This window comes from Eilatimonas milleporae (assembly GCF_003688555.1).
GTDB lineage: Bacteria > Pseudomonadota > Alphaproteobacteria > Sphingomonadales > Kordiimonadaceae > Eilatimonas > Eilatimonas milleporae.
Window position 1 is genome coordinate 108,813 of the sequence record NZ_REFR01000011.1, and the last position, 24,640, is coordinate 133,452.

Genomic DNA, 24,640 nt, shown 5'->3' on the forward strand with positions numbered 1-24,640 from the left:
TATCCGGGGATTGGAAAAAAGGCCCCCGCCATGGCGGGGGCCCTTGTGCGTGTTTTCACCTAGTGGTCGTCTTCAAAACCGCGCGAGAGCCGACAGCCCCCATTCGCGCGGACGACTGTAATAGGCCTCGACATAGCCCAGTCCCAGCACCTCGACCCCGTTCGTGATGTAGACCTCATCTGTCAGATTGGTGACGAAAAAGGCGATTTCGTAATTGCCCGACGGGTCCTGATAGGCGATCCGGCTGTTCACATTCCAGTAGGCATCGGCCAGAAGCTGTGGCGTGTTGACGGCATCGCGGAACTGTTCGGTCTTGTAGGTCGCATCGCCGCGCAGCAGAATATTGCCGCCATTTTTCAGGTCGATCGTGTATTCGCCGCCCAGCAGCAGGATCCATTCCGGCGCATTGATGAATTCGTTGTTCTCGGTGATGCCGGCATTTTCCGCGTCCGGGTCGATATCCGTATATTCGGTGTCGAGATAACTCAGTCCCGCATTCAGCAGCAGATTGGGCGTCGGCCGCGCGGTGATTTCAAGCTCGCCGCCGATGATCCGGCCCTCGCCTGCGTTTTCGATCACCGTCTCCACATTGCCGCCGCCCAGATTCAGGACCGCCAGCAACTGGATATCGGTGTAATCATTGTAGAAACCGGCACCATTGATGGTGACCCGCCCGTCCGCCAGACTGGCCTTGAAACCTGCTTCATAGGCCCAGATGAATTCCGGATCATAGGGCTGCGGCGCGATGCCGGACAGGGCGCGGGCATTGAAACCGCCGGCCTTGTATCCCTTGGACGCGGACGCATACAGCAGCAGGTCGTCGCTGGGTGTATATTCAACCGCCGCCTTGGGCAGGAATTCCGTCCAGTCGGCGACCAGATCTTCCGGCGGCAGCGGCACCTGGCCGGATTCCGGGCGGCTCAGGCCGTAATTGTAAGTCTTGTCGTCATAGGCCAGGCGTCCGCCCAGCGTCAGCCCGAAATCGGGCGTGAAATAATAGGTACCCTCACCAAAGACAGCCAGCGAATAGGCCTCGATCTCCGATGTGATAAAGGCGGTGTTGTCGGCCAGCCCGCCTGTTGCCTCGAACAGGCCGGACAGAAGCGGTGCGAACAGCTCGCCGGTGCCCCAGTCATGAATACCGAAGGCTCCGACGACCCAGTTCAGTTTTTCGTCGAAGGACAGGCCCGATACGCGCACTTCCTGACTGAACTGGCGGGTGTTTTCCGGATTGTCCACACGCACGATGTCGAACGGTGTGTGCTCGCTGTCCCGGCGGATGTCGATATCGTAGCGCCTGTGCGACGTGACGGAGGTGACGGTCACATTGTCCCCTGTCCACACCGCGTTCAGGGACACGCCGAAAATGTCGGCCCAGTCGCGCGTTTCCACCGTACCGAAGCTGTTGTAAACATCCTTGCCATCTTCCTCCAGCGTCTTGACGAAAGCGTCGCCATACTGGTCGAACGGCGGCTCCAGCCCGAATCGGGCAATTTCATCCTGCACCAGAAGGGAATTGATCAGGTCGATCCCGCCGGCGTTGGCGTCGTTGCGTTCGAAGTGAACCATGGAGCCCGCCGGGCCGTTCTGACGTTGCCGCAGGTAATCGGATGTCAGCGACACATCCCAGGAGGCATTGGGTACCCAGCGCACGACACCGCGGATGGTAGCCTCGTCCTCGTTGCCCAGGTCCTGCTCGATCAGGTTGGTGCCCAGTCCGTCGCGCGTGCGCTGCGCACCGGAAATCTTGGCGAAAACGGTATCGCTTAAGGGAAACTCCACATTGCCGTAAAAATCCAGCCGTTCAAACCGGCCGACAGTAACGCCGAATTCGCCCCGTGTGTCGCCCTCGGGCTGGCGGGTGATGACCTTAACGGCCCCGCCGATGGTGTTCTTGCCGTAAAGCGTTGCCTGAGGTCCGCGCAGCACCTCGATCCGCTCGATATCCATGAAGCCGAAATCGCCGCCGGCCGTCCGGCTGATATAGACGTCATCTATGTACAGGCCCACGCCCGGTTCATTGGGAAAGGCATAATCATTCTGCCCGACACCGCGCAGGAAAATCTGGGTCGCGCTGCCGCCGCCGTTCGGGATGCCGCCATTGATATCCAGACTGGGGGCGGCATTGGCCAGCTCGTTGAAGCTGTCGATCGACCGCACCACCAGATCCTCGCCCCCGATTGCGGTGACGGACACCGGTGTGCGCTGAAGGCTTTCGGCGCGACGGCGGGCGGTTACCGTGATTTCATCGATGCGGAAGACCTCACTCGTGCCGCTGGTGGTATCCTGTGCGCTGTCCGCCTGCTGTGCTGTCGCGGGCATAAGCCCGACCCCCAGGGGTCCGCAAAGTGCGGTCGCCACCAGACATGCCCTGATCCGTTGCCGCATATATGAGGCTGTTATTGGCTGTATCATGTGTCTCCTCCCAAACTTCCCAAAAGTCACATGGCGTCCCCCTCCCAGAAGAGGCCCTGTGGATCGAAACACTCGGAACCATCATACCGTTTTCCGGCCTTGGCCGCCCGCATCCGGATTGTGCACGGGCATGGACCGGGCCCCGCGCATCACCAGCGTGTCCATATAGGTCACCGGACCGCCGGTCTGTTGCAGTCTTGGAAACCGCTTGACCGCTTCGCCGATGGCGATTTCCCCCTCCAGACGCGCCAGCGGCGCGCCCAGACAGAAATGGATGCCATGGTTGAAGGTCAGATGCGGATTGGGACTGCGCCGGATATCCAGTATCTCCGGCCGTTCGAACACGGATGCATCGTGATTGGCGGCGTTGACCATGGCATAGACCCGCTCGCCCTTGTGCATGGTCTTGCCGTGCCAGTCATGCGTGACCTTGACGACTCGCACGACACCGCCGGTGGGTCCGTCAAACCGCAGAAACTCCTCCACCGCCGATTTGATCAGGCCCGGGTCCCGCTGCAACAGCGCCAGTTGACCCGGGTTCTGCAACAGGGCGCGCATGCCGTTGCCGATCAGGTTGGTGGTCGTCTCGTGGCCACCGAACAGAAACAGCATGCAGGTGCCGATGACCTCGTCCTCGGTCAGCTTGTCGTCCTCGTCGCGAAGGGCGCGCAATAGGCTGATCAGATCGTCGCCGGGATTCTTGGCCCGATCCGCCACCAGGCCGCGGAAATAATCCGCCATGGCAACGGCCCCCCGGCCGGCCCGCTCGTACTTGTCGGGCGAGGCCGAGGCGTTGCCGATAAAAGGCTGCATCATGTCCGACCAGTGTTTCAGGTCCGCCATGTCGGCAAAGGGGATGCCCATCATGCTCATGATTACCTGCGCCGGCAGCGGAAAGGCGAATTCGGAAATGAAGTCGAAGTCCGCCCGGTCCTCAAGGCCGTCCAGAAGGTGGCGCACCAATTCCTCGATCCGGGGCCGCAAATGTTTCACCCGGCTGGGTGTGAAGGTCTTGATCAGCAATTGGCGCAGGCGCGTATGGTCCGGCGGGTCCTTGAAGGCGATCCAGGTGTTCAGATAGCGAATCAGATCGGCAATGACGGTGCGGCGCTCATCCGGCAGACGTTCGAAAAAGGGTGTCAGCCTGTCCGCCGATATGTCCTTGTTGGACTGGATACGCTTGACATCGTCATAGCGTGTGATGATCCAGCTGCGCATATGCCCCGACCAGTGAACGGGGTCCACATCCTGCAGATGCCGCAGAAACGGCACGGGATTCTCGATCATCGCCGGGTCCGCCGGGTTGAAGGACAGGTCCGCCGGCCTGCTCATGATCGGTACCTTCTCATAGCCATAAACAAACGTCCGTTAGTTTTTGGTTTTAAAACACTGCGTCCCTCGCTGTCCGGCAAGGTCCGTATCTGCTTGTCTGCTGATATGCCATGGATGCTTTTCCGGCCGTATACCGAACCCATGGCTTTCAGTCCCCATTCCCTGTAGATCAGTATAGGATGATTTTTCTTACCAAGCAATCGTTCGGTTGTTATTGTATCCGAACCATGTGGGACTGAACGCGGACGCGCAAGGGGGGAGACCGATATGCCGCTGGACGACGCGCAGCTTTTTCTGCCCGACATATGGGCCAGCCACGCCCGCTATTTCAGCGGCAGGACCGCTGTGGCATGCGGCGATACACGCCTGACCTGGGAACAGTTCGGTGCCGCCGTCAACCGTGTCGCCAACCGTCTGGGCGATATGGGGATCGGTCGGGGGAACTGCGTGGCCGTACTGATGACCAACAGTGCCGACATGCTCGTTATCCTGTGCGGCATTGTCAGGGCGGGCGCCTGTGTGGTGCCCGTCAGCGCCCTTCTCACCGGCGAACAGGTATGCCGCCTCATATCCGACAGCGGTGCGGTGGCCGTGTTTGCGTCCGCCTCCCTTGTGACCCTGATCGAGGACGGGCGCGGTGCCCTGCCGGCCCTGCGCGGTGAGGGCCTGATCCTGCATGGCGGCAACCGGGCCGGGTGGCAGCCCTATGATGACTGGATCGCGGGCAGCAGCGCGGCACCACCCGGCGTCACCTATGCCATGGAGGACCGGTTCAACATCATCTATTCATCCGGAACCACCGGCCTGCCCAAGGGGATTGTCCAGACCCACCGCGCGCGTCAGCACTGGTCATATTCCAATGCGATCGAAATGGGGTTCGCCCGGTCCTCGGTCGCGCTGACAACCACATCGCTTTATTCCAACGGGACATGGCTGATGGTTCTGCCGACACTGTTCGTCGGCGGGACGCTTGTCATCATGGACACCTTCACCCCGTCAGGATTTCTCGACGCGGTCGCGCGCGAAGGCGTCACCCACAGTTTCATGGTGCCGACGCAATATATCATGACCATGGCCGATCCCGCCTTTGACGGTGCCGATCTTTCCAGTCTCAGGGTCATGCTGTCGGCGGGCTCGACCCTCCGTCCCGATACCAAGCGTGATATCCTCGCCCGTATGACGCCCAATCTTTACGAGCTTTACGGAACGTCCGAGGGCTTGGCGACCATGATAAAGCCGGAGGACAGCGCCAGGGCCGGGTCCGTCGGTACCCCTGTCCTCGGGTTTGAAATCGACATCATCGACGATGCGGGCACTCCCGTCTCGCCCGGACAGGCGGGGGAGATTGTCGGCTACGGTGCTGGACTGATGGCCGCGTACCACAATCGCCCGGATGAGACCGAGGCCATTATCTGGCGCGATGGACGCGGACGCAGCTTTATCCGGACCGGTGATATCGGCCGCGTGGACGCGGATGGCTTTCTTTATATTCTCGACCGCAAGAAAGACATGATCGTCAGCGGTGGGTTCAATGTTTTTCCCGGCGATATCGAGGCCGTTGTCGCCGGACATCCGGGCGTACGCGATGTGGCGGTGATCGCCGTCCCCCATGACAAATGGGGCGAGACCCCGCTGGCTCTGGTGATCCCCGACCCGGATACGGGTGCGGACGTCGAGGCCATTCTGGCCTGGGCCAACGATCGGTTGGCGAAGACCCAGCGCCTCGCCGGTGTCGAATTCCGCGATGATTTTCCGCGCAATGCCCTCGGCAAGGTGTTGAAGCGCGTGCTGCGCGATCCTTACTGGCAGCAGGCATGATCTCTATTCGACCCACGCTTGCCAGCAATGCAGCTGACCGACTTGTGGAATTGTAAAGGATTCTGATCCATGACCGATGCCTATATTATCGCCGCCGCCGCCACCCGGTTCGGCCGGCAGTCCGATGTCAGCGAAAAACAGCTGGCGCGCCAGGTCTATCTGGATGTGCTCGCTGACGCCGGGTGGGTGACGGGCGACGACATCGACATCGCCTATTTCGGCAATTGCGGCATGTGGGTGGTGGGCCAGGGCAGTGTGCGCGGCCAGGTCTGTTTCACCGCGCTGGTGGCGGACGGCCTGTTTCCTGAACGCGTACCCATGGTCAATGTGGAAGGGGCCTGTGCCACCGCGTCCATGGCCCTGCACATGGCCGCGAGGGACGTGCTGTCGGGGCAGAGCCGCGTGGCACTGGCGGTGGGGGTCGAAAAGACCTTCTACCCCGACCGGCCCGAGCTGACCGCCCGGCTTTATGACGGCGGCATCGACCGTTTCGATCCCCATGAATGGCAGGATTATTACAAGGCGGCGGGCACGGCTGCGGGCAAGCCGTTCGAGCCCGGACCGGGACGCACCATTTTCATGGACACCTATGCCATGCAGGCCTGCTATCATATGAAACGCTATGGGACGACGCAGGCACAGATCGCCGCGGCGGCGGCCAAGAATCACGCCCATTCCGTCCACAATGCCAAGGCCCAGTACCGCAAGGCGATGAGCGTCGAGGAGGTGCTGGCCGACAAGCCGATCAGCTATCCGCTGACCCGGTCCATGTGCTCGCCCATCGGCGACGGCGCGGCGGCGGCCATTGTCTGCACAAAGGATGTGTTGGACGGTCTGCCGGCGGAGGTTCGCGACCGGGCCGTGCGGATCGCCGCCTTCCAATTGTCCGGCGGTAAATACCGGACCTTGGACGAAGACGGTCTCAGCCGCATTGCCGGCGACCGCGCCTATGCCCGCGCCGGCATCACCCCCGGTCATATCGATGTTGCCGAGGTCCATGACGCCACCGCTTTCTGCGAACTCTATCAGGCGGAAATGCTGCGATTCTGCGGTGAGGGGGAGGGTGGCCCCTTTGTCGAAAGCGGTGCCGCCAGTGTCGGCGGAACGTTGCCGATCAACACGTCCGGCGGCTTGGTGTCCAAGGGGCATCCTGTCGGTGCCACTGGCCTGTCCATGATCTATGAACTGGTCAGCCAGCTTCGCGGCGAGACGGAAGAAGGCCGCCGTGTCCCCGGCGCCGAATGGGCGCTTGCCGAAAACGGCGGCGGTGTCATGGGCTTCGATGAAGCCGCCTGCGCCGTCACCATCCTGCACCGGGATCGATAGCCGCGATTCCCCGGCTGTGGGCTCTGAGTGTTGTGTCAGCGGATGCCGGTACAGGCATCGCCTGGCTTCATGCCCGCGTTATTCATGATCGCTTAGGCGGCCTGCCTCTTAAGGGACGCGCAGCCTGACCAATTTCGGGGTCACCGCCGGCAGAGAGGAATAAGCCGTCCATACATCCCCGTTTCCGGGATCGATTGCGATATGGCGGGTATAGGCGGGCTCCGTGGGAAAGGGATAGTCCACCGCCTGCCCGGTATCGGAGTCGACCGCGATCAGGCTGGATGAAAGCGATCCGGTGACCCACACGCGCCCGGTGCGCTGGTCGATTTCTATGTCGTACGGTCCGCTGGTTGCCAGTCCCAGATCGAAACGCGTGATCTCCAGTGTCTCGGGGTCGGTGCGGGCAATGAAGCCGGTGTTGAATTCCGGCGTCCACAGTGCGCCATCGGGTGCGATGGCCGGGCGGCGGGGGCCGCTGTTGGCCACCGGCAGGGTGATCAGGCGGCTTTCGCCACTGGCGATATCGTGGGCCACCAGTGTGTTGGCGGCCAGTTGCGTGCTCCAGACCCGCCCCTGCGGATCGATTTGCAGACCGTATGGCAGGGGCAGCCCTTCTTCCACGGGCAGATTGGCGCTGGCCACATTGAAAATATCCACCTTACCCGTTGTGGTCCGTAATCGGCCGATCCGTTCCGGCTTTGAGAAATAGTCGTTGACCCATATGTCGCCGTGCGCGTCGATATCCAGACTGTGCGGGTACATGCCGACTGGATAGGTTTCCGTCGTGCCGGTCGCGGGATCCAGCTTGACAAGGCTCTGCGTTCCGCCAAGGACGATCCACAGCATGCCGGCGGTATCGAATTCAAGGGCGCGGACCTGTCCCCATGTCTCGCTGCTGTCATTGACATCGAAACTGTCATACGCACCGGTTTCCGGATCGAACGCCCAGATTTTGTCATAGAAGAATGCGGTGATCCAGATTCGCCCATCCGGGCCGACGACAAGGTCGTGCGGCAGGGAGCCCTCCATCGGCAGGTCGTATTCGGTGATGACGGCGCCGGTCACTGCCGCCGCGTCCACGGGGCGCTCCTGCGGCAGTGTGGCGATGGTCTCCGCCGTCAGATGGCCGGCCAGCCAGCCGGCATAATCCTCATCGATAAAATCGGGCGGGATCAGGGAATATTCGTCGATCCCCCGCATCAGTGCCAGCGCGTCCATCCACCGTGCCTTGTCACGCACAACACCGTCCTGGATGACTCGCGCGGCGGAGATTTCATGGCAGGATGCGCAGTTGACGATGAATTCCTTGCGGCGGTCGCTGTCCGGTAACAGGGCCAGCCACCAGGCACTTGGCAGGTGTGCCAGAGGATCCTGCTTCGGCTGCACGGTCAGCCTGTACGGTCCGCCTTCTTTCACCGGCGCGGCGGTGCTTGTTCGGCCTGTTGTATGCGCCAACAGCGTGACCGCACCGTCCGCCGATATGGGCAGTGTGAAAGCGCCCGCACCGTCTGAAAAGACCGTGTGGCGAACGCCGGAACTTTCCGTCGCCGTGACCCAGGCGCCGGCGACACCGGCGCCATCGGTATCCGTCACCTGACCTGTGATAATGCTCGTTCCGCTATCGTCGGTATCCGGCCGTTGGCCCTGATCCCTTTCCTGGCTGCACGCGGCCAGCAGCAGAATGGCGGTAAACCCGAATAAGAAGGCACGGTTCATGCGGTTTGCTTCCTCATTCCTGATGCCATGCCGGCCGGGCGATCCGGACCATGACGCCGAAATCCCGTTTCGCGTGCGGCGTCGGGTAGCTTGACAGCGCTGTCCATACGGCGCCGCGTCCATGGTCCACCGATATCATCCGGGCATAGGACAGGGGTGACGGCAGGCGTATGATATCAAACCGCTCCGTTTCGGGATCGAAAAGATACAGGGAATTGGCGCCGTTTCCTGCGACCCATACCTTGTCATGGCCGGCATCATACCGCACGGCATAGGGAAAGGTATCACTGTCCGGCAGGGTATAATCCTTGGTATCTCCCGTCCGTGTATCATAGCGCATCAGGGTGCCGGTGCCCGACAGGGGAATCCACAGCCGGTCGTCATCGTCTATATGCATGCGGTGAGGGCCGCTGTCGGAAACGGGCAGCGCCCATTCCTTGAAGTCTCCGGTGTCCGGCTGCAGATAGCCCATCAGGTTTTCGGAATATTTCGTGAACCAGATACGCCCCGTGCTGTCCAGTGCGATACCGTATGGCCGACCTTCGGCGCCGCCCAGCTTGTATTCCTGGACCGCGCCTGTGACGGGGTTCAGGCTGGCCACCGTGTTGTTGCCGAACTGGCTGAGCCACAGCCGCCCGGCCGCATCGGTTTTGATCAGGCCCCGGCTGTCATAGGCGAAGGAATGCGTTAATGCCCCTTCGGCGAAGCCGCCGAAGACCTGGAATTCACCTGTGCGCGGGTCGAAGCGCGCCACTTCCGCCGTCAGTTGAAAGGTCAGCCACAAATAGCCGTCCGTGTCGAAATGCAGTGTGTGCGTGCCCGCGCCCGTGCGCGGGATATCCCAGGTGGTCAGATCGCCGCTTTCCGGATCGACGCGGATCAGCTGGTCATTGATATAATCGCCCACCCATGCGGCGCCGGTTGCCGGTTCGACCGCCATGTCATGGGCCCAGCTTGCACTGTCGCCGACGGCATATTCCGTTATGACCACATCGCTCAGCAGACCGTCCCGCGCGGCCAGCAGGTCGGTATCCTCCGCCGTGCGGCCAAAGCCGTGATCGGCCAGCCAGTCGGCCATCTCGGCATCGTCGAAGTCAACGATGACGCTGTATATATCGTTCTGCTCGCGCATCTGCGCCATGATCGCCCGCCAGTCCTCTGCCGTTTCGGGGCTGCGTGCCCGTTCTGAACCCATATCGTGGCAGATTGTGCACCCGCTGATGAATTGGCGCTTCAGCCGTCCGTCCGGCAACCGGCCCAGCCATGCCGTGCCGGCGATGCGGATCGGGTCTGTCGCCCCCGGGGTCATCAGCAGTGAGCCGAGCGACACCGCACCGGATACATCGACAATTTGGCTTATTGTCGCGGCGCCGTACCGCCAAGCGTGCAATTCGTACCGGCCATCGGCCAGTGTGGGGACACGAAACCGTCCGGCGGTATCGCTGATGACCGTTTTACTGAGGTTTCTGTCCAGGGATTTGAGTGTGACGAAACTGTGGCCGACGGGCCGCCCGTCTGCAAAGGCCAATTGCCCCTGCAAGGCAGGTTGGTCGTCCGCCTCTGTTTGTGAGACGCCGCCAGTCTTGTCTTGAATGCTCTCAGGGTCGGGTGCTGTCTCCGTCCGGTCGCCGCAGGCTGCCATAAGCCCAGCGGCCACGATGACGGACAGCCATGACGCTGTCTGTCGCATGGTTCGGTCCCCTGCTTGCCCGGCTGGCGGTGGTCGGTACGTTCGATAACTGTACCATGGCCGCTGGCTTGCCTTTCGGCGCACAGTGCCAGCCTTGTTCCCATCTCCTCGGACATGCTATCGGCGTCATGTTAAAAAAACAAGTGTTTGTTATTTATGTCTGCGATGCACCCTGATATGTATCGGATAAACCTTTTCGCGCAAAAGAGACCGCGATCCGGGCACCGGTCGTATGGTTCCATTTGGCCGGAATATGCTCTAGACAGGAATGACAGTACAGAGACACGAAATGGTTAAAGATAACGCCCACAATGACAAAAAGCGGCAAAAGGACAGCCGCATGGACGCCGCCGGCGACGGGACACGCGTGCAGGCCCCGTCGGGAACCGGGCGGGGTGGCCCCAGCCGTCGTCAGGATTTGCTGTTGGCGGCGGCCAAGCTTTTTACCCGCAAGGGATATGCGGGAACGTCTGTGCGTGATATCGCGCGCGCTGCCGGCATGCTTCCAGGGTCCATTTATTATCATTTCCCGTCCAAGGAGGCGCTGCTGGTCGCCGTCCACCATCAGGGAGTGGAGCTCTTTCGCTCGGCGGTGGAAGAGGCCCTGGCCAAAGCCCCGGCGGACCCGTGGCTCCGCTTCGAGGGTGCATGCGAAGCCCATATGCAGGCGCTCCTTGAAGGCAGCGAATATACCCAGGTCGTCACACCGGAATTTTCCAATAAGCTGAGCGCGAAGGTCCGCACCAAAATGATTGCCGACCGGGATGAGTATGAGGCGATCTTCATCGAGTTGATCGGGGCGCTGCCGGTGACGGGAACGGTTGACCGGACACTTTTCCGCCTGATGTTGTTCGGCAGTCTGAACTGGTCGATACACTGGTACCGACCCGGTGGTCACAGTCCCCGCCAGATCGCCCGCTATTTCGTGCATTTCCTGCGCAAGGGGATTGACGGGTAAGGGCGGTGATGCCGCTTTCGGCGATGCCCTAATCCTTTGATCTGTTGGCTCTCTCGCGCCCATTCGCTAGTCTGGTACCAGTGCCAACCCGGTGGGAGACGCCGCAATGTCGCTCCTGAAACCGTCCACGCGACGCAGGGTGCTGGCGGGCCTTGCCGCCGGTGCCGGCCTGTTTTTGCCCGGCATGGCGTTCCGCATCGCTGCCGATGACGTCGCCCCGGTTTCCAAACGCATTCCTGCGTCGGGCGAGGGGCTGCCCCCTGTCGGGCTCGGCAGCTGGACACCTTCAATGTCGGCAATGACGCTGCCGCGCTTCGGGCCAGCAGTGATGTGATGCGTGCATTTTTTGTGGCCGGCGGGCGCCTCATCGATTCTTCGCCCATGTATGGATCGTCCCAGAAAACCATCGGCCATGGTCTGGCGGCTCTGAACGGGTCAGTGGATATCTTTTCCGCCGACAAGGTCTGGACCTCGTCCGGGCGCGGCGGCCCCGAACAGATTGACCGGTCGCGCGTCAATTGGGGCGTGCCGCAGTTCGATCTCCTGCAGGTCCATAATCTTCTGTCATGGCAGGCGCATCTGCCGGCCCTGTTCGCCATGAAGGCCGAAGGACGCCTGCGTTATGTCGGGATCAACACGTCACATGGACGCCGGCATGATGAGGTGGCGCGCATTCTGGAAAGTCAGCCGGTCGATTTCCTGCAACTGACATACAATGCCGTTGGCCGGTCAGCCGAACGGCGGCTTTTGCCCCTGGCCGGTGAACGCGGTGTGGCGGTGATCGTCAACCGTCCCTATCGGGGCGGGTCGCTTATCCGCAGGGCAAAGCGGGCGGCCCTGCCGCCTTTCGCCGCTGAGGCCGAGTGCGCGACCTGGGCCGATTTTTTGCTGAAATTCATCATATCCCATCCGGCGGTCACCTGTGCCATTCCGGCAACGACCAGCGTCGCCCATGTGCGGGAAAACATGGGCGCCTGCCGTGGGTCTTTACCGGATGCGGCCACACGCCGCCGTATGGCAGCATATATCGAGGCACTTTGATGTCGGACTGGTGGACGTACAGCCTGTCTGATTTTTTACTGTTTTCTCCGTCCACATATTTCAGGCTTTTCGCATTGTACAATGCCGCCATATGGCCGGCCCATCTGCTGGCCGTGGCCCTGGGCGCGGGGATGCTGGCCGTTCTGGCCCGGCCTGCGGCACGTTGGCAGGTCCGGTTGGTCTGCGTCCTGCTGGCGCTGGTGTGGCTTTGGGTTGCCTGGGGGTATTTGCTGACGCGCTATGCCACGATCAATTGGGCCGCATCCTACTTGGCCGTGACCTTCGTCGTGCAGGCCGGGCTTTTTCTGGTCATGGGCATGATGGTGCGCCAGGGCGGTTTTGTACACTCCGCCACAGGACGCCGGCGTCTTGGCCTGGGGCTCGTCGGCTTCGCGCTGTTTGTGTACCCCTTCATCCCTCTTATGACGGGACGGTCGATTTCCCAGGCAGAGGTCTTCGCCATCGCCCCCGACCCCACTGTTTTGGCGACACTCGGAATGGTGTTGATGGAGCCGCGCACGCATTGAGGGCTTTTCGTCATTCCCTGCCTGTGGTGCGGTCTCAGCGGTTTGACCCTGTGGGTCATGGCGGCACCCGGTTTCTGGATCATGCCGGTGGCCGCCTGTCTGGCTTGTGGTGCCGCCACTCTGTATACGCGGCAGCGTCCCGCCGGCAATACGCTGGCGGGCGGGCAACGGTCTTGAAACCGGTTTTGTTCAGGCCCCGGGGCCGCAATCGATGCAGCGCGGTATCGGCACCGGTCCGATCTTGAGCTGCCGGTTCAGGATGCGCAGCGCGGTCCGCAGTCCCTCCTCTATCACGGGATGATAATAGGGCATCTCCAGCATGTCGGGCACCCGCAGGTCCTGTTGCACTGACCAGGCCAGCAGATGCGCCAGATGTTCGGCCCGTGGCGCGATCATTTCCGCGCCGAGAAAACGGCCCGTTCCATGCTCGCCGTAAACCTTCAAAAGTCCTTTGTGCTTGTTGATGACCCGGCTGCGTCCCTGATCCTCAAAGCAAACCTCTCCGACCGCGAAATCAATGCCCGATTTCTCAATATCCCTGTAGGACTGCCCGACCGTGGCGATTTGTGGATCCGAGAACATCACACCGATGGGCGCCCGACGCCTTTCGCAGCGGACATCGGGGTGGCGCCCGGCATTCTCACCGGCGATGCGCCCTTCATCCGCCGCTTCATGCAGCAGGGGGATATGGTTCGAGGCGTCGCCGGCCAGGAAGATATGGCTGTCGCCGCACTGTGCCGAATAGGGATCGTGCAGCGGAATGCCCCGCGCATCCAGGCTCAGACCGGATTTTTCAATGTCCAGCCTGTCCACATTGGGGCGGCGTCCGGTCGCGGCCAGCAGATAGTCGAACTCTTCGCTCACTGTTTTGCCGCCGGCATCCTCATAGTGGACCGTGACGGTGTCACCGGTGTTGGCAATATCCGTCACCGTTGCATCGGGTAGGAAATCCAGCTCGTCCATGAAGGTCTTCGCCGCATAGTCGCGGACTTCCGGGTCCGTCAGCGGGCCGATGGACCCGCTTCTTCCGAACAGCCGAACCCTGACGCCCAGTCGGTGCAGGGCCTGGCCCAGTTCCAGGCCGATGATGCCGCCGCCGAACACGGCCACCGATCCCGGTAAATCCTCCCAGTCGAAGACGTCGTCATTGATGATCAGCCGATCACCGGCCTTTTCGAAAATGGCGGGATATGCCGGCCGCGACCCAGCCGCGATGACGATACGCTCCGCATGGACAATCAAATCATCCCCCACCTGCAGACGGTGGCTGTCCAGGAAACGGGCCTGTCCGCGCAGGCGATGACGGGCATCGAAACCGTCCACCGTTTCAATGACGAAGCCGACGAACCGGTCCTGTTCCGAGCGGACGCGCGCCATCACCTGTCGACCGTCCACATGCACTGGGCCTCCGGCGTGAACACCGAAGGCAGGGGCATCGCCGACAGCGTGCGCGGCTTCGGCCGCCGCAATCAGCAGTTTGGACGGCATGCAGCCGACGCGGGCGCAGGTGGTGCCGTATGCACCGCCTTCGATCAGGGCGATGCTGTCCGTATACTCGCGTGCTCTGCGGTATGCAGCCATACCGGCAGTCCCGGTGCCGATGATGGCGATGTCGACGTGGCGGGTGTCCATGATTGTGTGTCCTTTTGCTGTGCCCGGAACATGACGGGATTTATGACGCCGGGTGGATGGGCAGGCGCCGGCTGTCCTTGATCACACCGAAGGCGAAACTGGTCTCGATTGCACCGATGCCGGGAATGGCATGCAGTTTGTCCCGCATGAAGCGCTCGTAGCTTTGCAGGTTTTCAGTGACGATATTGAGAAGATAGTCGCTGTCCCCCGTCATCAGGTGGCAGCTTAGCACCTCGTCCATGCCGAGAATACGGTCCTCGAACGCCCGCACCGTATCGCCGTCATGACGCGCCAGCCTGATCTGGACGAACACGGTCAGCGGCAGGCCGACCTTTTCCGGCGATACGATCGCCGTATAGCGTGCGATCACGCCGTCTTTCTCCAGGGCGCGCACCCGGCGCAGACATGGTGACGGGCTGAGCCCCACCCGATCTGCCAGGTCCTGATTGCTCAGACGGCCATCTTCTTGCAGTGCTGATAGAATACGCAGGTCAATGCTATCCATTAATGCCTCTTGATTGGCAGATTCTGCTAATTTTATGTCCGTATCAGGTGGTAATGGCAAGCACCTTGCGGCTGTTCCGGCGTATAATGAAGGCCGCAGACCATCCGTATGTTTCCCAAAAATGTTTTACGGAGTTGACAGGATATGCCCCATAAACACAGCCGCACCCACGGGACCCAGGATATGGGCTTTGCCACCAATGCCATTCATTTCGGCTATAACCCGGCCGAAGAACACGGCGCGCTGACGCCTCCGGTGCATATGACGTCAACCTTCGCCTTTGAAACGGCGGAACAGGGCGGAGCACTGTTTGCCGGCGAGGGTGAAGGCCACGTCTATACGCGGATTTCAAACCCCACGCTGGACCTTCTGGAACGGCGTGTCGCGGCACTGGAAGGCGCCGGGGCCGCCGTTGCCACCGCGTCCGGCATGGGGGCGATCACCAGTGTATTGTGGACATTTCTCTCCGCGGGCGACGAGATCATCGTCGATAAGACGCTCTATGGGTGTACCTTTGCCTTTATGCGTCACGGGCTTAGCCGTTTCGATGTCACCGTGCGCCATGTGGACCTCAGCGACCCGGCCAATCTGTCAGCGGCCATGACCGATAGAACTCGTATTGTCTATTTTGAAACGCCCGCAAATCCGAATATGCGGCTTGTCGATATTGCCGCAGTGGCCCGGATCGCCCATGAGGGCGGGGCCAAAGTCGTCATCGACAACACATATGCCACACCCTATGCCACCCGGCCGGTCACGCTTGGGGCCGACATTGTCGTGCACTCGGCCACGAAATATCTGGGCGGTCACGGCGACCTGGTGGCGGGTCTTGCCGTCGGCAGCGCCGAGGATATGCAGGCCGTGCGTCTGGTCGGTCTGAAGGATATGACGGGTGCGGTCATGGCGCCGTTGACGGCGATGCTGATCCTGCGCGGCCTGAAAACACTGGGTCTGAGGATGCAGCGTCATTCCGACAGCGCCGCGACGGTGGCCAGGGCGCTGGAGGCGCACCCTGGCGTGACCCATGTCCATTACCCGGGTTTGAAAAGCAGCCCCCAGCATATCTTGGCCTGCCGGCAGATGCGCGTATTCGGGGGAATGGTCGCCTTTGAAGTGACCGGCGGCATGGATGCCGGCATTGCTCTGATGAACCGTCTGCGCCTGATAAAGCGGGCCGTCAGCCTTGGCGATGCCGAAACGCTGGTTCAACATCCCGCCAGTATGACGCACTCCACCTATACGGCCGAGGAACGTCATGCCCACGGCATCCAAGACGGCCTCATCCGTCTGTCCGTTGGTCTGGAGGAGCCCGAAGATATTCGGGCCGATCTGCTTTCCGCTCTTGACGCAGGCGCCAGCACCGTTACCAAAGCGGCTTGAGGGTCTGGTGCCGGACCTCGCGGCGGCTGTCTTTCTGCCCTAGGATAGGCGATTGTTCCCGCATTGGGAGGCAGTTGCCTAGCCGCCGCGCCGGTGCGGTACGCCGTGTGGTACGTCTGCCGGGACGGGAGTGGAAAACGCATGCCTATGACGAATGAGGACATTCTGCGCGATATTGAGCGGAAGATTTTGTGGCTCAGTTGCTGGACGGTTCACAATGCCAACCATCTGCGCGACAATCCGGACGGATTGAAGGTCGGCGGGCACCAGGCGTCCTGTGCCTCCATGGTTTCTCTTATGACGGCGCTTTATTTTTCCGTGTTGAAACCGGAAGATCGCATTGCCGTCAAACCGCATGCCTCGCCCGTTTTCCACGCCATACAATATCTCTTCGGTCATCAGATCCGCGAAAAGCTTGAAGCGTTTCGCGGTTTCGGCGGCGCCCAGTCCTATCCCAGTCGTACCAAGGATGTGGACGATGTGGATTTTTCCACAGGCTCCGTCGGACTTGGTGTCGCGATCACGGCGTTTTCCAGCCTCATCCAGGATTATATCCGGGCCAAACCTTGGGCCGATAGTACGCGGCGCGAAGGGCGTATGATCGCTCTCGTGGGCGATGCCGAACTTGACGAAGGCAATGTGTTCGAATGCCTTCAAGAAGGGTGGAAGCAGGGTCTGCGTAACACATGGTGGATAATCGACTATAACCGGCAAAGTCTTGACGGTGTGGTGCGCGAAGGTCTCTATGATCGGCTGGAAGGGGTGTTCAAGGCGTTCGGCTGGGATGTGGTGACCCTGAAATATGGCGCCCTGCAACGGGCCGCATTCGCCGAGCCGGGTGGCGACCGTCTGAAAAACTGGATCGATACCTGTCCCAATTCCCTCTATTCCGCGCTCACCTATCAGGGCGGTGCGGCATGGCGTAAAAGGCTGATGGACGATATCGGCGATCAGGGTGCGGTCAGCGCCTTGATCGACAGCCGTTCGGACAGTCAGTTGGCCGAGCTGATGGTCAATCTGGGCGGCCACTGTCTGGAAACCCTTTCCGATGCTTTCAGCGGGATTGACCATGACCGCCCGGTCGCGTTTATCGCCTATACCATCAAGGGGTGGGGCACGCCGCTTGCGGGACACAAGGACAATCATTCCGGCCTGATGACGGTGAAGCAGATGGCAGCTTTCCGGTCCGATATGGGTGTGCGCGAGGGGCATGAATGGGACCGGTTTGAAGGACTGGCGGCCGACAGGAACAGAGTTGAGGATTTTCTTGCCCGTGTGCCCTTCAATGCCCGTGGCCGCCGGCGTCTGTCGGCGGATGCTTTGCCGGTGCCCGAATTGACACCCCTATCCGACAAATCGATCTCCACACAGGCCGCGTTCGGCAAATATCTCGACCAACTGGCCAAGGGCACAAGCCCGCTGGCCGAACGGGTCGTGACAACCTCCCCGGATGTGACCGTGTCCACCAATCTGGGACCATGGGTCAACCGCCGCCACCTCTTCTCGCGGGAAGAGATTGCGGATACATTCCGTGAGGAAAGGGTGCCGTCCGCCCAGAAATGGCAGTTCCGGCCCGATGGTCAGCATATCGAACTGGGCATCGCGGAAATGAATCTCTTTCTGCTGTTGGGGGCTGCCGGCCTGTCCCACCAGATATTCGGCGAACGGCTGTTGCCTGTCGGCACGCTCTATGACCCGTTCATATCGCGTGGTCTGGATGCCCTGAATTATGCCTGCTATCAGGACGCCCGGTTTCTTCTGGCGGCCACGCCGGCCGGTGTGACGCTGGCGCCCGAGGGTGGCGCCCACCAGTCGGTCGCCACGCCGCTGATCGGGATGAGCCAGGACGGCCTCGCCTCCTTCGAGCCCGCTTTTACCGATGAACTGGCAGCTATCATGGAGTGGTCCTTCGATTTCATGCAGCGGGACGGCGCCGCCGACCCGCATCCGCGTACCTGGTTGCCGGACGGCAAGGGCGGGGCGGTTTATCTGCGGCTGACGACCCGCGCGCTGGAGCAGCCCGCCCGGGTCATGACCTCGGCGCTGCGGCAGGATATTCTCGACGGGGCCTATTGGATGCGGCCTCCGGGTGCCAATGCGGATCTGGTCATCGTTTATCAGGGGACCGTTGCGACCGAGGCCATTGAAGCGGCCGGACGGATCGGCGGCGACCGCCGCGATATCGGCGTTCTCGCCGTGACCTCCGCCGACAGGCTGGCGGCCGGATTTCAGGCCGTGCGCCGGGCACGGATGACGGGGGTGGACGGCGGCGCCTGTCATATTGACCGCCTGTTGCAGCGCGTGCCGCCGCACGCCACGCTGATCACCGTCATCGACGGCCATCCCGCCAGCCTGTCCTGGCTCGGCGGTGTGCGCGGTCACCGCGTGGTGCCGCTCGGCGTTGAACATTTCGGCCAGACCGGTCGCATCGACGACCTTTACCGGCATCACGGGATTGACGCGGACGCCATCGTCCGTGCGGCGGAAATGCTGACCCCCGGACGCCCGATCCGTCTCGCGGCCGTATAAGATCATGGCCTGTGTAAAGCGTTTTGCCGCGTTTTGCGGCCTTCATGCTGTCGTGTGGACCTTGCTGTTGCCCATGGCTATGGCGGCGACGGATGGTGCACAGGACGATGACATCGTGACCGTTGCCGTCCGTGGAACACCGGCTGAGGGACTGTCGCCCCTCGGCACCCGTGCTCCCATTGACAGCGCAGCGGTCGAGGCCCGCGCGCCCGTCAGCGTGGCCGATCTTGCCATACTGGCGCCGTCCGCTCATGTCCGGACCAATTCGCGCGGCGAAACCCTGCTTTTCCTGCGCGGGTCGGGGGAGCGGGAAACCGCTGTTTTTCTCGACGGCGCTCCACTCAACGTCCCTTGGGACAATCGTGTCGATCTGTCGGCGCTGCCGGCGTCCATTGTGGCCGGTGGGGCCGTTGTCGGCGGTCCGGTCTCCACGCGGTTCGGGGCGCGGGCAACCGGTGGGGCACTGGTTCTGTCCACCGGCGCCAGTGCCGAGCGTACCGGCGGACAGGCCAGCCTGATCGGCGGCAGCGAGGATCTGGTGCAGCTTGACGGTCTGGCTGGTTTCAATATCGGTCGCGGTCATCTGCTGCTGGCGGCCGGCTATGTGGACCATGACGGTCAGCCGCTGGCTGATGATATGCGTCTGCCGTTTTCCCAAAGTGCCGACGGTCCACGCACCAATACGGACCTGTCCATGATGCATGGATTTATCCGGTATGAAATGGATATGGGTGCCATGACCGTGCGCGCCAGCCTCCTGCATGTGGATAGCGAGCAGGGCGTTGCCCCTGAAAGCGACCGCGATCCGGAAATCGCCAATGTCCGTTTCTGGCGCTACCCGGACAACCGGTACACCATGGGCATCGTCCTCGTGGAAGGGCCCGTGGTCGACAGTGTCCGGTTCAGCGCCACGGCCTGGCATCAGGTTTTCGATCAGACCATAGACAGTTTTGAAAGTGCGGATTTCCTGACGGTTGAGGACAGACAGGAAGACGACAACAGCACCTGGGGCCTGCGTTCCATGCTGGATGTGGACATCGGGCGCAGCATCCTGCGCATGACCGTGACCGGCCATGTCTCGACCCATCGCCAGCGCGAAGGAACCCTGGATGAGATCGCGTCCTTGGACCGGGAGGTGTTCCGCGAGCGCCTTGTCAGCGGTGCCGTGGACTGGCAGCGGCCGCTCAGTGAAAAGCTGGATGTCTCATTGTCGGCCGGGTTTGACTGGTTTGCCGCCCTTGAGACCGCGGGCCGGACGGACACGGGTGATTTTTTTGACTATTCGCTCGGCGCCGGGTTGAATTACGACCTGGGCGATGGCTGGACGTTGGGACTGGCCGCCGGCCGCAAGGCCCGTCAGCCGACGCTGAGGGAACTGTTCGGCACCGCGCTCAACCGGTTTCTGGAAAACCCCATGCTGACCCCCGAGCGGACCTGGTTGGCCGAAACGACCCTCGAATGGACGGATGGCCCCTCTGCGGTCAGGGTGACGCCCTATGCCAGGATAACGGACAACGCGCTTGACCAGCGCACTGTGCGGCAGTTGGACGGGCCGTCCCTGCGTCAACGCATCAACACGCCGGGGTTCCGTCTCTACGGTCTGGAAATGGAAGGCCGCAGCCGTGTCGCCCCCGGTCTGGACCTCAGCGTGCGTCTGACGGTTCAACATGCCCGGCCGCGGGGCGAAACGCCGGTAAATCGCATTGCCGAACGGCCCTCTGTGATCGGTGCCTTCAATGCCGATTACCGGCACCCGAGCGGCTTCGGCGCCCGGGCTGAGGTAGAACATATCGGCCGGGCCTGGTCGGAAGATGCCGACGGTTTGCTTCAGCCTCTCGGACGGCTCACACGTGTCAATCTGACGGTGGATTATCGCTTTGCGTTGACCCCGGGCACTCAGGGGGAATTGTATCTGCGTGCCGACAATCTGGGCGATGCCTTTTTCGAGCCCCAGCGCGGACTGCCGGCGCCGGGACGCTGGTTGCGGGCCGGTGCCAGAATACGATTTTAAGAAGTGCGACGGCGGTTCTGAGAAAACGTCAAGTTTATATTTCGCATGTTGCGACACTTCTGAATTGATATTCAGTAACGGACTCCAGGGTCTGTATTTCCACAAGTTAATGCATGGTATTATTTCCTCGGGAAGTTATAAAACGGGGAAAATAATGTTTGAAAGACTTCAGTCCCGCACAGACAGGGCAAAGATGTCCGTGAAAGAAGATGGGGGCTCAATGGACCGGCTTGTCGAAGCACTGGCCGGCCCGGCTTTTCTGTGTCGCCCTGAAACCGGAATGATCATTCATCTCAACGGGGCGTGCCGCGCCCTCCTTATGGACAAGGCATCCCTGTCCTTTGGCGGAGACGGCAGCCTTTCCATCGATATTTTCGACAATGGCAAGGGCAATGCCGCCACCCTGGTCGAAAAGGCGGCTGGCGGCACTCCGGGCAGTGCGACCATGGAAGGGGCGCTGGGCGTGGTCCAGCTGACCGCACGGCAGGTCAGGGATACAGGCACCCGTGACAGCATGGTCCTTCTTGAATGTTGGCCAGCCAGCCTGTCCAGGCGCGCCGGAGAACGCCCGCGCAGCGGCATCAGCGCCGGCGCATTGCAGACCATGGTCGATAAAATGCCCATCAACGCCATGATGTGCGATCCGAAATCGCTCGAACTGATCTACATGAACGAGATGAGCAAAAAGACACTGAAGGAGTTGGAGGCGCATCTGCCGGTCTCGGCCGATAATCTCATCGGCCAGTGCATTGACGTGTTTCACAAAAATCCGTCCCATCAGCGCCGTATCCTGGGGGACCCTTCAAACCTGCCTTTTACCGCCAAGATCAAGCTGGGTCCGGAAATTCTGAAATTGGACATCACCGCGATTTTGGATGATGAAGACGCATATGTCGGGGCCTTGGCCACATGGGCGGTTGTGACCAAGACCGAGCAGGCTGCAGCGATGGTGACTGAAAAATCCCAATTGCTTGAGGGGGAGGCATCGTCCGCGGCAGCCGCGGCCGAGCAGATGTCGTCGGCGGCCGATGAAACCCTGCATCTGGCCAGCATGGTGGCCGCGGCGGCGGAAGAGGCCATGGCCAATGTACAGACGGTCGCGGCAGCGACCGAGGAACTGTCGGTCACCGGCAGTGATATTGCCAGTCAGGCTACCCAGGCCTCCGACGTGGCGTCCTCGGCGGCTGACCGGGCCGACCGGGCGGCTGAGGAAGTCTCGGCCCTGCAAAGCGCGTCCGACCGGATCGGCCGGGTTCTGTCCCTGATTTCGGAAATCTCTCACCGGACTCGCCTTTTGGCCCTGAACGCCACCATCGAGGCAACGCGTGCCGGTGAATCCGGAAAAGGCTTTGCCGTCGTCGCCCATGAGATCAAGGCATTGGCCAATCAGACAGGATCTGCGGTTGACGATATCAGTCACGAAATCGAAACCGTGCAGGGTGAAGTCGGCAACACGGTCACTGCCATCGGCGATATTCGTCAGCGGATTGCCGAGGTTGACACGATTGCCTCCGCCATCGCATCACATGTGGGCGACCAAACCACGGCCACGTCCGAAATCGCCGCTAACAGTCAGGAAGCTGCGACCGGCACCATGGAGGTTTCTAAACATATCCAGTCGGTCCGCACCTCAGTGGAACGGGCCAATGAAAGCGTATCATCCTTGAAAGGAACGACGGAAACGCTGAACGATCTATCTTCCATATTGCGCAGTGAAATCGCCGTTTTATTGAACTAGGGCGCAAGTCTATTCCGCCGCGGATGGTCACGGTGCCGGCGGGCCGTCCATCCGCGGGGCGATGACAGGATACCCCTCCGGCCCGCGCAGGATGACCGCGTCAAGACCCCAGACGGCCTGCAAGGCATCAGGTGTCAGAACCTGTACCGGTGTCCCCCGACTGAAGATGCGGCCCCCGCGCATCAGCACGATTTCATCGGCCATGGCCGCCGCCAGGTTCAGGTCATGCAGAATGACCAGCACGCCTGTGCCGTTTGCGGCAAGCCTGTGCAGGATTGCCCGTAGGGCAATCTGATACGCGGGATCAAGCGCGCTTGTCGGTTCATCGAGAAGAAGGCAGCGTGTCTCGCTTGCCGTGCCGTTTTCCGCGTCGTTCCCCGCATCGAAGCGGGGGGCGCCCTGGTCTGTGTCGGCCCAGATTTGTGCCAGCACCCGTGCCAGATGAACCCGCTGCCTTTCACCCCCCGACAGCCGGGAGATGCTTGCGCTTGCCAGATGCAGCGTGCCCGTGCGGTGTAGCGCTTGGGCGGCGATGTCGCGGGCTTTCGGTGCCGTCGGGCTTTCCCCGTGGGGCAAGCGACCCAGCAGAACGATATCCATCGCTGAAAAGTCGAACGGTATATGGGTTTCCTGCATCAGAACGGCGCGCCGGCGCGCCAGGCTTTCGCGATGCCATTCCGACAGGGACCGGCCATGGAAGGCCACGGTGCCGCTATCGGGCCGGATATCGCCGCTCAGGACTTTCATCAGGGTCGACTTTCCCGCGCCATTGGGGCCGAGCAGTGCGGTGACGCGTCCCGGCGTGACCGTCAGCGAGGCCGTGTCGACCAAGTGTCGCCGGCCGCGGGTGATGCAGATATCCGTTGCCGTCAGGGTCATCGGGAGCCCCCGCCATTTGTCGACCTGCGGCGCAGGATCAGCCACAGGAAGAAGGGGCCGCCCAGCGCGCTGGTGACCAGACCGATGGGCAGTTCAGCGGGCGCCACCGACAGGCGCGCGGCCAGGTCGGCGCCCAGAACCAGGGCCGATCCGAGCAGGGCCGAGGCCGGCAGCACAAAGCGGTGATCGGCGCTGCCGATCTGCCGCACAAGATGCGGCACCATAAGGCCGACAAAGCTGATAATCCCGGTCACCGCGACCGATGCGCCGACGGCCAGTGCCGACGCGATCACCCCGAACGCCGTCAGCCGTCCGGTGTCGATCCCGATGTGGGCAGCGCCGTCCCGCCCCAATTGGTAGGCATTCAGGCCCGGAGCCAGCCGGACAAGCCACAGCACGCTGGGGACGACCAGAAAAATGGCGGGAAGCGCACGTTCCCATGTAATGCTGCCCAGCCCGCCCATCATCCAGAATGTCAGCAGTCTCAGTTCCGCCTCGTCGCTGACATACTGCATCGCCCCTATGGCAGCCACGGTAATGGCATTCAGGGCGATGCCGACCAGAAGCATGGTGGCAACGGGGTCTCCGTTTGAAAAACGGCTGACGGTGAAGAGGAAAAGCGTCGCCGCGAGACCGCCGCTGAAGGCGGCGACCGGCAGGGCATAGGATGTGATATTGATATCGCCCAGCAGGATCGTGCTGCCGCCAAAAACGATGACACTGACGGCCGCCAGGGCCGCCCCACCCGATACGCCTACAAGGCCTGGTTCTGCAAGCGGATTGCGGAACAGGCCTTGTAGAACCGCGCCGGCTACGCCCAGGCCAGCCCCGACCACCAGCCCGATGGCCACGCGCGGCAGGCGGATTTGAGACAGAATCATGATGTCCGCATCCGTCACGGAACCGCCCGCGTTAACACCCACCATCCGGGCCACGGCGCCCAGTATCTGCCACAGGCTCAGCGCATAGGCCCCCGCCGCGATATTGGCCAGCGCCATGACGGCGGTAAGAGCGCCCAGTGTCCACAGAATGGCCGTTCCGGATGGTTGTTTGGGCAGGGCGATGCGCACATCCCGTTGATCGGGGCGGCCTTGTGCCGTCACACCGTGCGCCGCGACCGGAGATGTCAGGGGGGCGGTCATG

The 24,640-nt window shown here is 61.7% G+C and carries 15 protein-coding genes and 2 pseudogenes; 9 read left to right on the forward strand and 8 right to left on the reverse strand.

Annotated elements, in window-relative coordinates; genetic code table 11:
* Positions 1-72: 72 nt before the first annotated feature.
* Both BXY39_RS08715 and BXY39_RS08720 read right to left on the reverse strand, forming a co-directional pair.
* Entirely contained in the window at positions 73-2,322 is a 2,250-nt protein-coding gene (locus tag BXY39_RS08715; protein ID WP_170163721.1) for a TonB-dependent receptor, read from the reverse strand.
* A gap of 174 nt (positions 2,323-2,496) precedes the next feature.
* On the reverse strand, positions 2,497-3,747 hold the full coding sequence (locus tag BXY39_RS08720) for a cytochrome P450 (RefSeq protein ID WP_121938490.1): 1,251 nt from the start codon (positions 3,745-3,747) through the stop codon (positions 2,497-2,499).
* Positions 3,748-4,014: 267 nt separating this feature from the next.
* Here BXY39_RS08720 and BXY39_RS08725 point away from each other — a divergent pair, with 267 nt between their 5' ends.
* Positions 4,015-5,565 (forward strand): class I adenylate-forming enzyme family protein, encoded by a 1,551-nt coding sequence (locus tag BXY39_RS08725; protein ID WP_121938491.1) that lies wholly within the window; start codon positions 4,015-4,017, stop codon positions 5,563-5,565.
* Positions 5,566-5,634: 69 nt separating this feature from the next.
* Positions 5,635-6,891, forward strand: coding sequence for a thiolase family protein (locus BXY39_RS08730; RefSeq protein ID WP_121938492.1), 1,257 nt, complete (start codon positions 5,635-5,637; stop codon positions 6,889-6,891).
* Positions 6,892-6,999: 108 nt separating this feature from the next.
* On the opposite strand, the gene BXY39_RS08735 is transcribed toward BXY39_RS08730, so the two are convergent.
* Together BXY39_RS08735 and BXY39_RS08740 are read right to left on the reverse strand one after the other, a co-directional pair.
* Positions 7,000-8,607 (reverse strand): virginiamycin B lyase family protein, encoded by a 1,608-nt coding sequence (locus BXY39_RS08735; RefSeq protein ID WP_170163722.1) that lies wholly within the window; start codon positions 8,605-8,607, stop codon positions 7,000-7,002.
* Positions 8,608-8,620: 13 nt separating this feature from the next.
* Positions 8,621-10,297, reverse strand: a complete 1,677-nt coding sequence (locus BXY39_RS08740) for a virginiamycin B lyase family protein (RefSeq protein WP_121938494.1) — start codon at positions 10,295-10,297, stop codon at positions 8,621-8,623.
* A gap of 289 nt (positions 10,298-10,586) precedes the next feature.
* On the opposite strand from BXY39_RS08740, the gene BXY39_RS08745 reads away from it, so the two are divergent.
* From BXY39_RS08745 to BXY39_RS08755, 3 genes and pseudogenes are all read left to right on the forward strand, one after another.
* Positions 10,587-11,255, forward strand: a complete 669-nt coding sequence (locus tag BXY39_RS08745) for a TetR/AcrR family transcriptional regulator (protein ID WP_211332153.1) — start codon at positions 10,587-10,589, stop codon at positions 11,253-11,255.
* Between the two features lie 106 nt (positions 11,256-11,361).
* Positions 11,362-12,296, forward strand: a pseudogene (locus BXY39_RS08750) (aldo/keto reductase).
* Positions 12,296-12,823 (forward strand): DUF6064 family protein, encoded by a 528-nt coding sequence (locus BXY39_RS08755; protein WP_121938495.1) that lies wholly within the window; start codon positions 12,296-12,298, stop codon positions 12,821-12,823. Before BXY39_RS08750 ends, BXY39_RS08755 begins: the two are co-directional and overlap by 1 nt.
* Before the next feature lie 189 nt (positions 12,824-13,012).
* Here BXY39_RS08755 and BXY39_RS08760 read toward each other — a convergent pair whose 3' ends face one another.
* Complete coding sequence (locus tag BXY39_RS08760; RefSeq protein WP_121938496.1) at positions 13,013-14,455, reverse strand: dihydrolipoyl dehydrogenase; 1,443 nt, start codon at positions 14,453-14,455, stop codon at positions 13,013-13,015.
* A 40-nt stretch (positions 14,456-14,495) separates the two neighbouring features.
* Positions 14,496-14,960, reverse strand: coding sequence for an Lrp/AsnC family transcriptional regulator (locus tag BXY39_RS08765; RefSeq protein ID WP_121938497.1), 465 nt, complete (start codon positions 14,958-14,960; stop codon positions 14,496-14,498).
* 144 nt (positions 14,961-15,104) lie between these two features.
* On the opposite strand from BXY39_RS08765, the gene BXY39_RS08770 reads away from it, so the two are divergent.
* The 4 genes from BXY39_RS08770 (at position 15,105) to BXY39_RS08785 (ending at position 22,618) form a co-directional block, all read left to right on the forward strand.
* On the forward strand, positions 15,105-16,340 hold the full coding sequence (locus BXY39_RS08770) for a methionine gamma-lyase (RefSeq protein WP_211332156.1): 1,236 nt from the start codon (positions 15,105-15,107) through the stop codon (positions 16,338-16,340).
* 141 nt (positions 16,341-16,481) lie between these two features.
* Positions 16,482-18,869 (forward strand): transketolase, encoded by a 2,388-nt coding sequence (locus tag BXY39_RS08775; protein ID WP_121938498.1) that lies wholly within the window; start codon positions 16,482-16,484, stop codon positions 18,867-18,869.
* A gap of 73 nt (positions 18,870-18,942) precedes the next feature.
* Positions 18,943-20,880 (forward strand): TonB-dependent receptor, encoded by a 1,938-nt coding sequence (locus BXY39_RS08780; RefSeq protein ID WP_170163723.1) that lies wholly within the window; start codon positions 18,943-18,945, stop codon positions 20,878-20,880.
* A 193-nt stretch (positions 20,881-21,073) separates the two neighbouring features.
* Positions 21,074-22,618, forward strand: a complete 1,545-nt coding sequence (locus BXY39_RS08785; protein ID WP_170163724.1) for a methyl-accepting chemotaxis protein — start codon at positions 21,074-21,076, stop codon at positions 22,616-22,618.
* 27 nt (positions 22,619-22,645) lie between these two features.
* On the opposite strand, the pseudogene BXY39_RS08790 reads toward BXY39_RS08785, so the two are convergent.
* Together BXY39_RS08790 and BXY39_RS08795 are read right to left on the reverse strand one after the other, a co-directional pair.
* Positions 22,646-23,434: pseudogene (locus tag BXY39_RS08790) on the reverse strand (heme ABC transporter ATP-binding protein); the annotation flags it as partial.
* Between the two features lie 59 nt (positions 23,435-23,493).
* The gene (locus tag BXY39_RS08795) at positions 23,494-24,639 is read right to left on the reverse strand and encodes a FecCD family ABC transporter permease (protein ID WP_121938502.1); all 1,146 of its coding nucleotides are present in this window, start codon (positions 24,637-24,639) and stop codon (positions 23,494-23,496) included.
* Position 24,640: the final 1 nt, after the last annotated feature.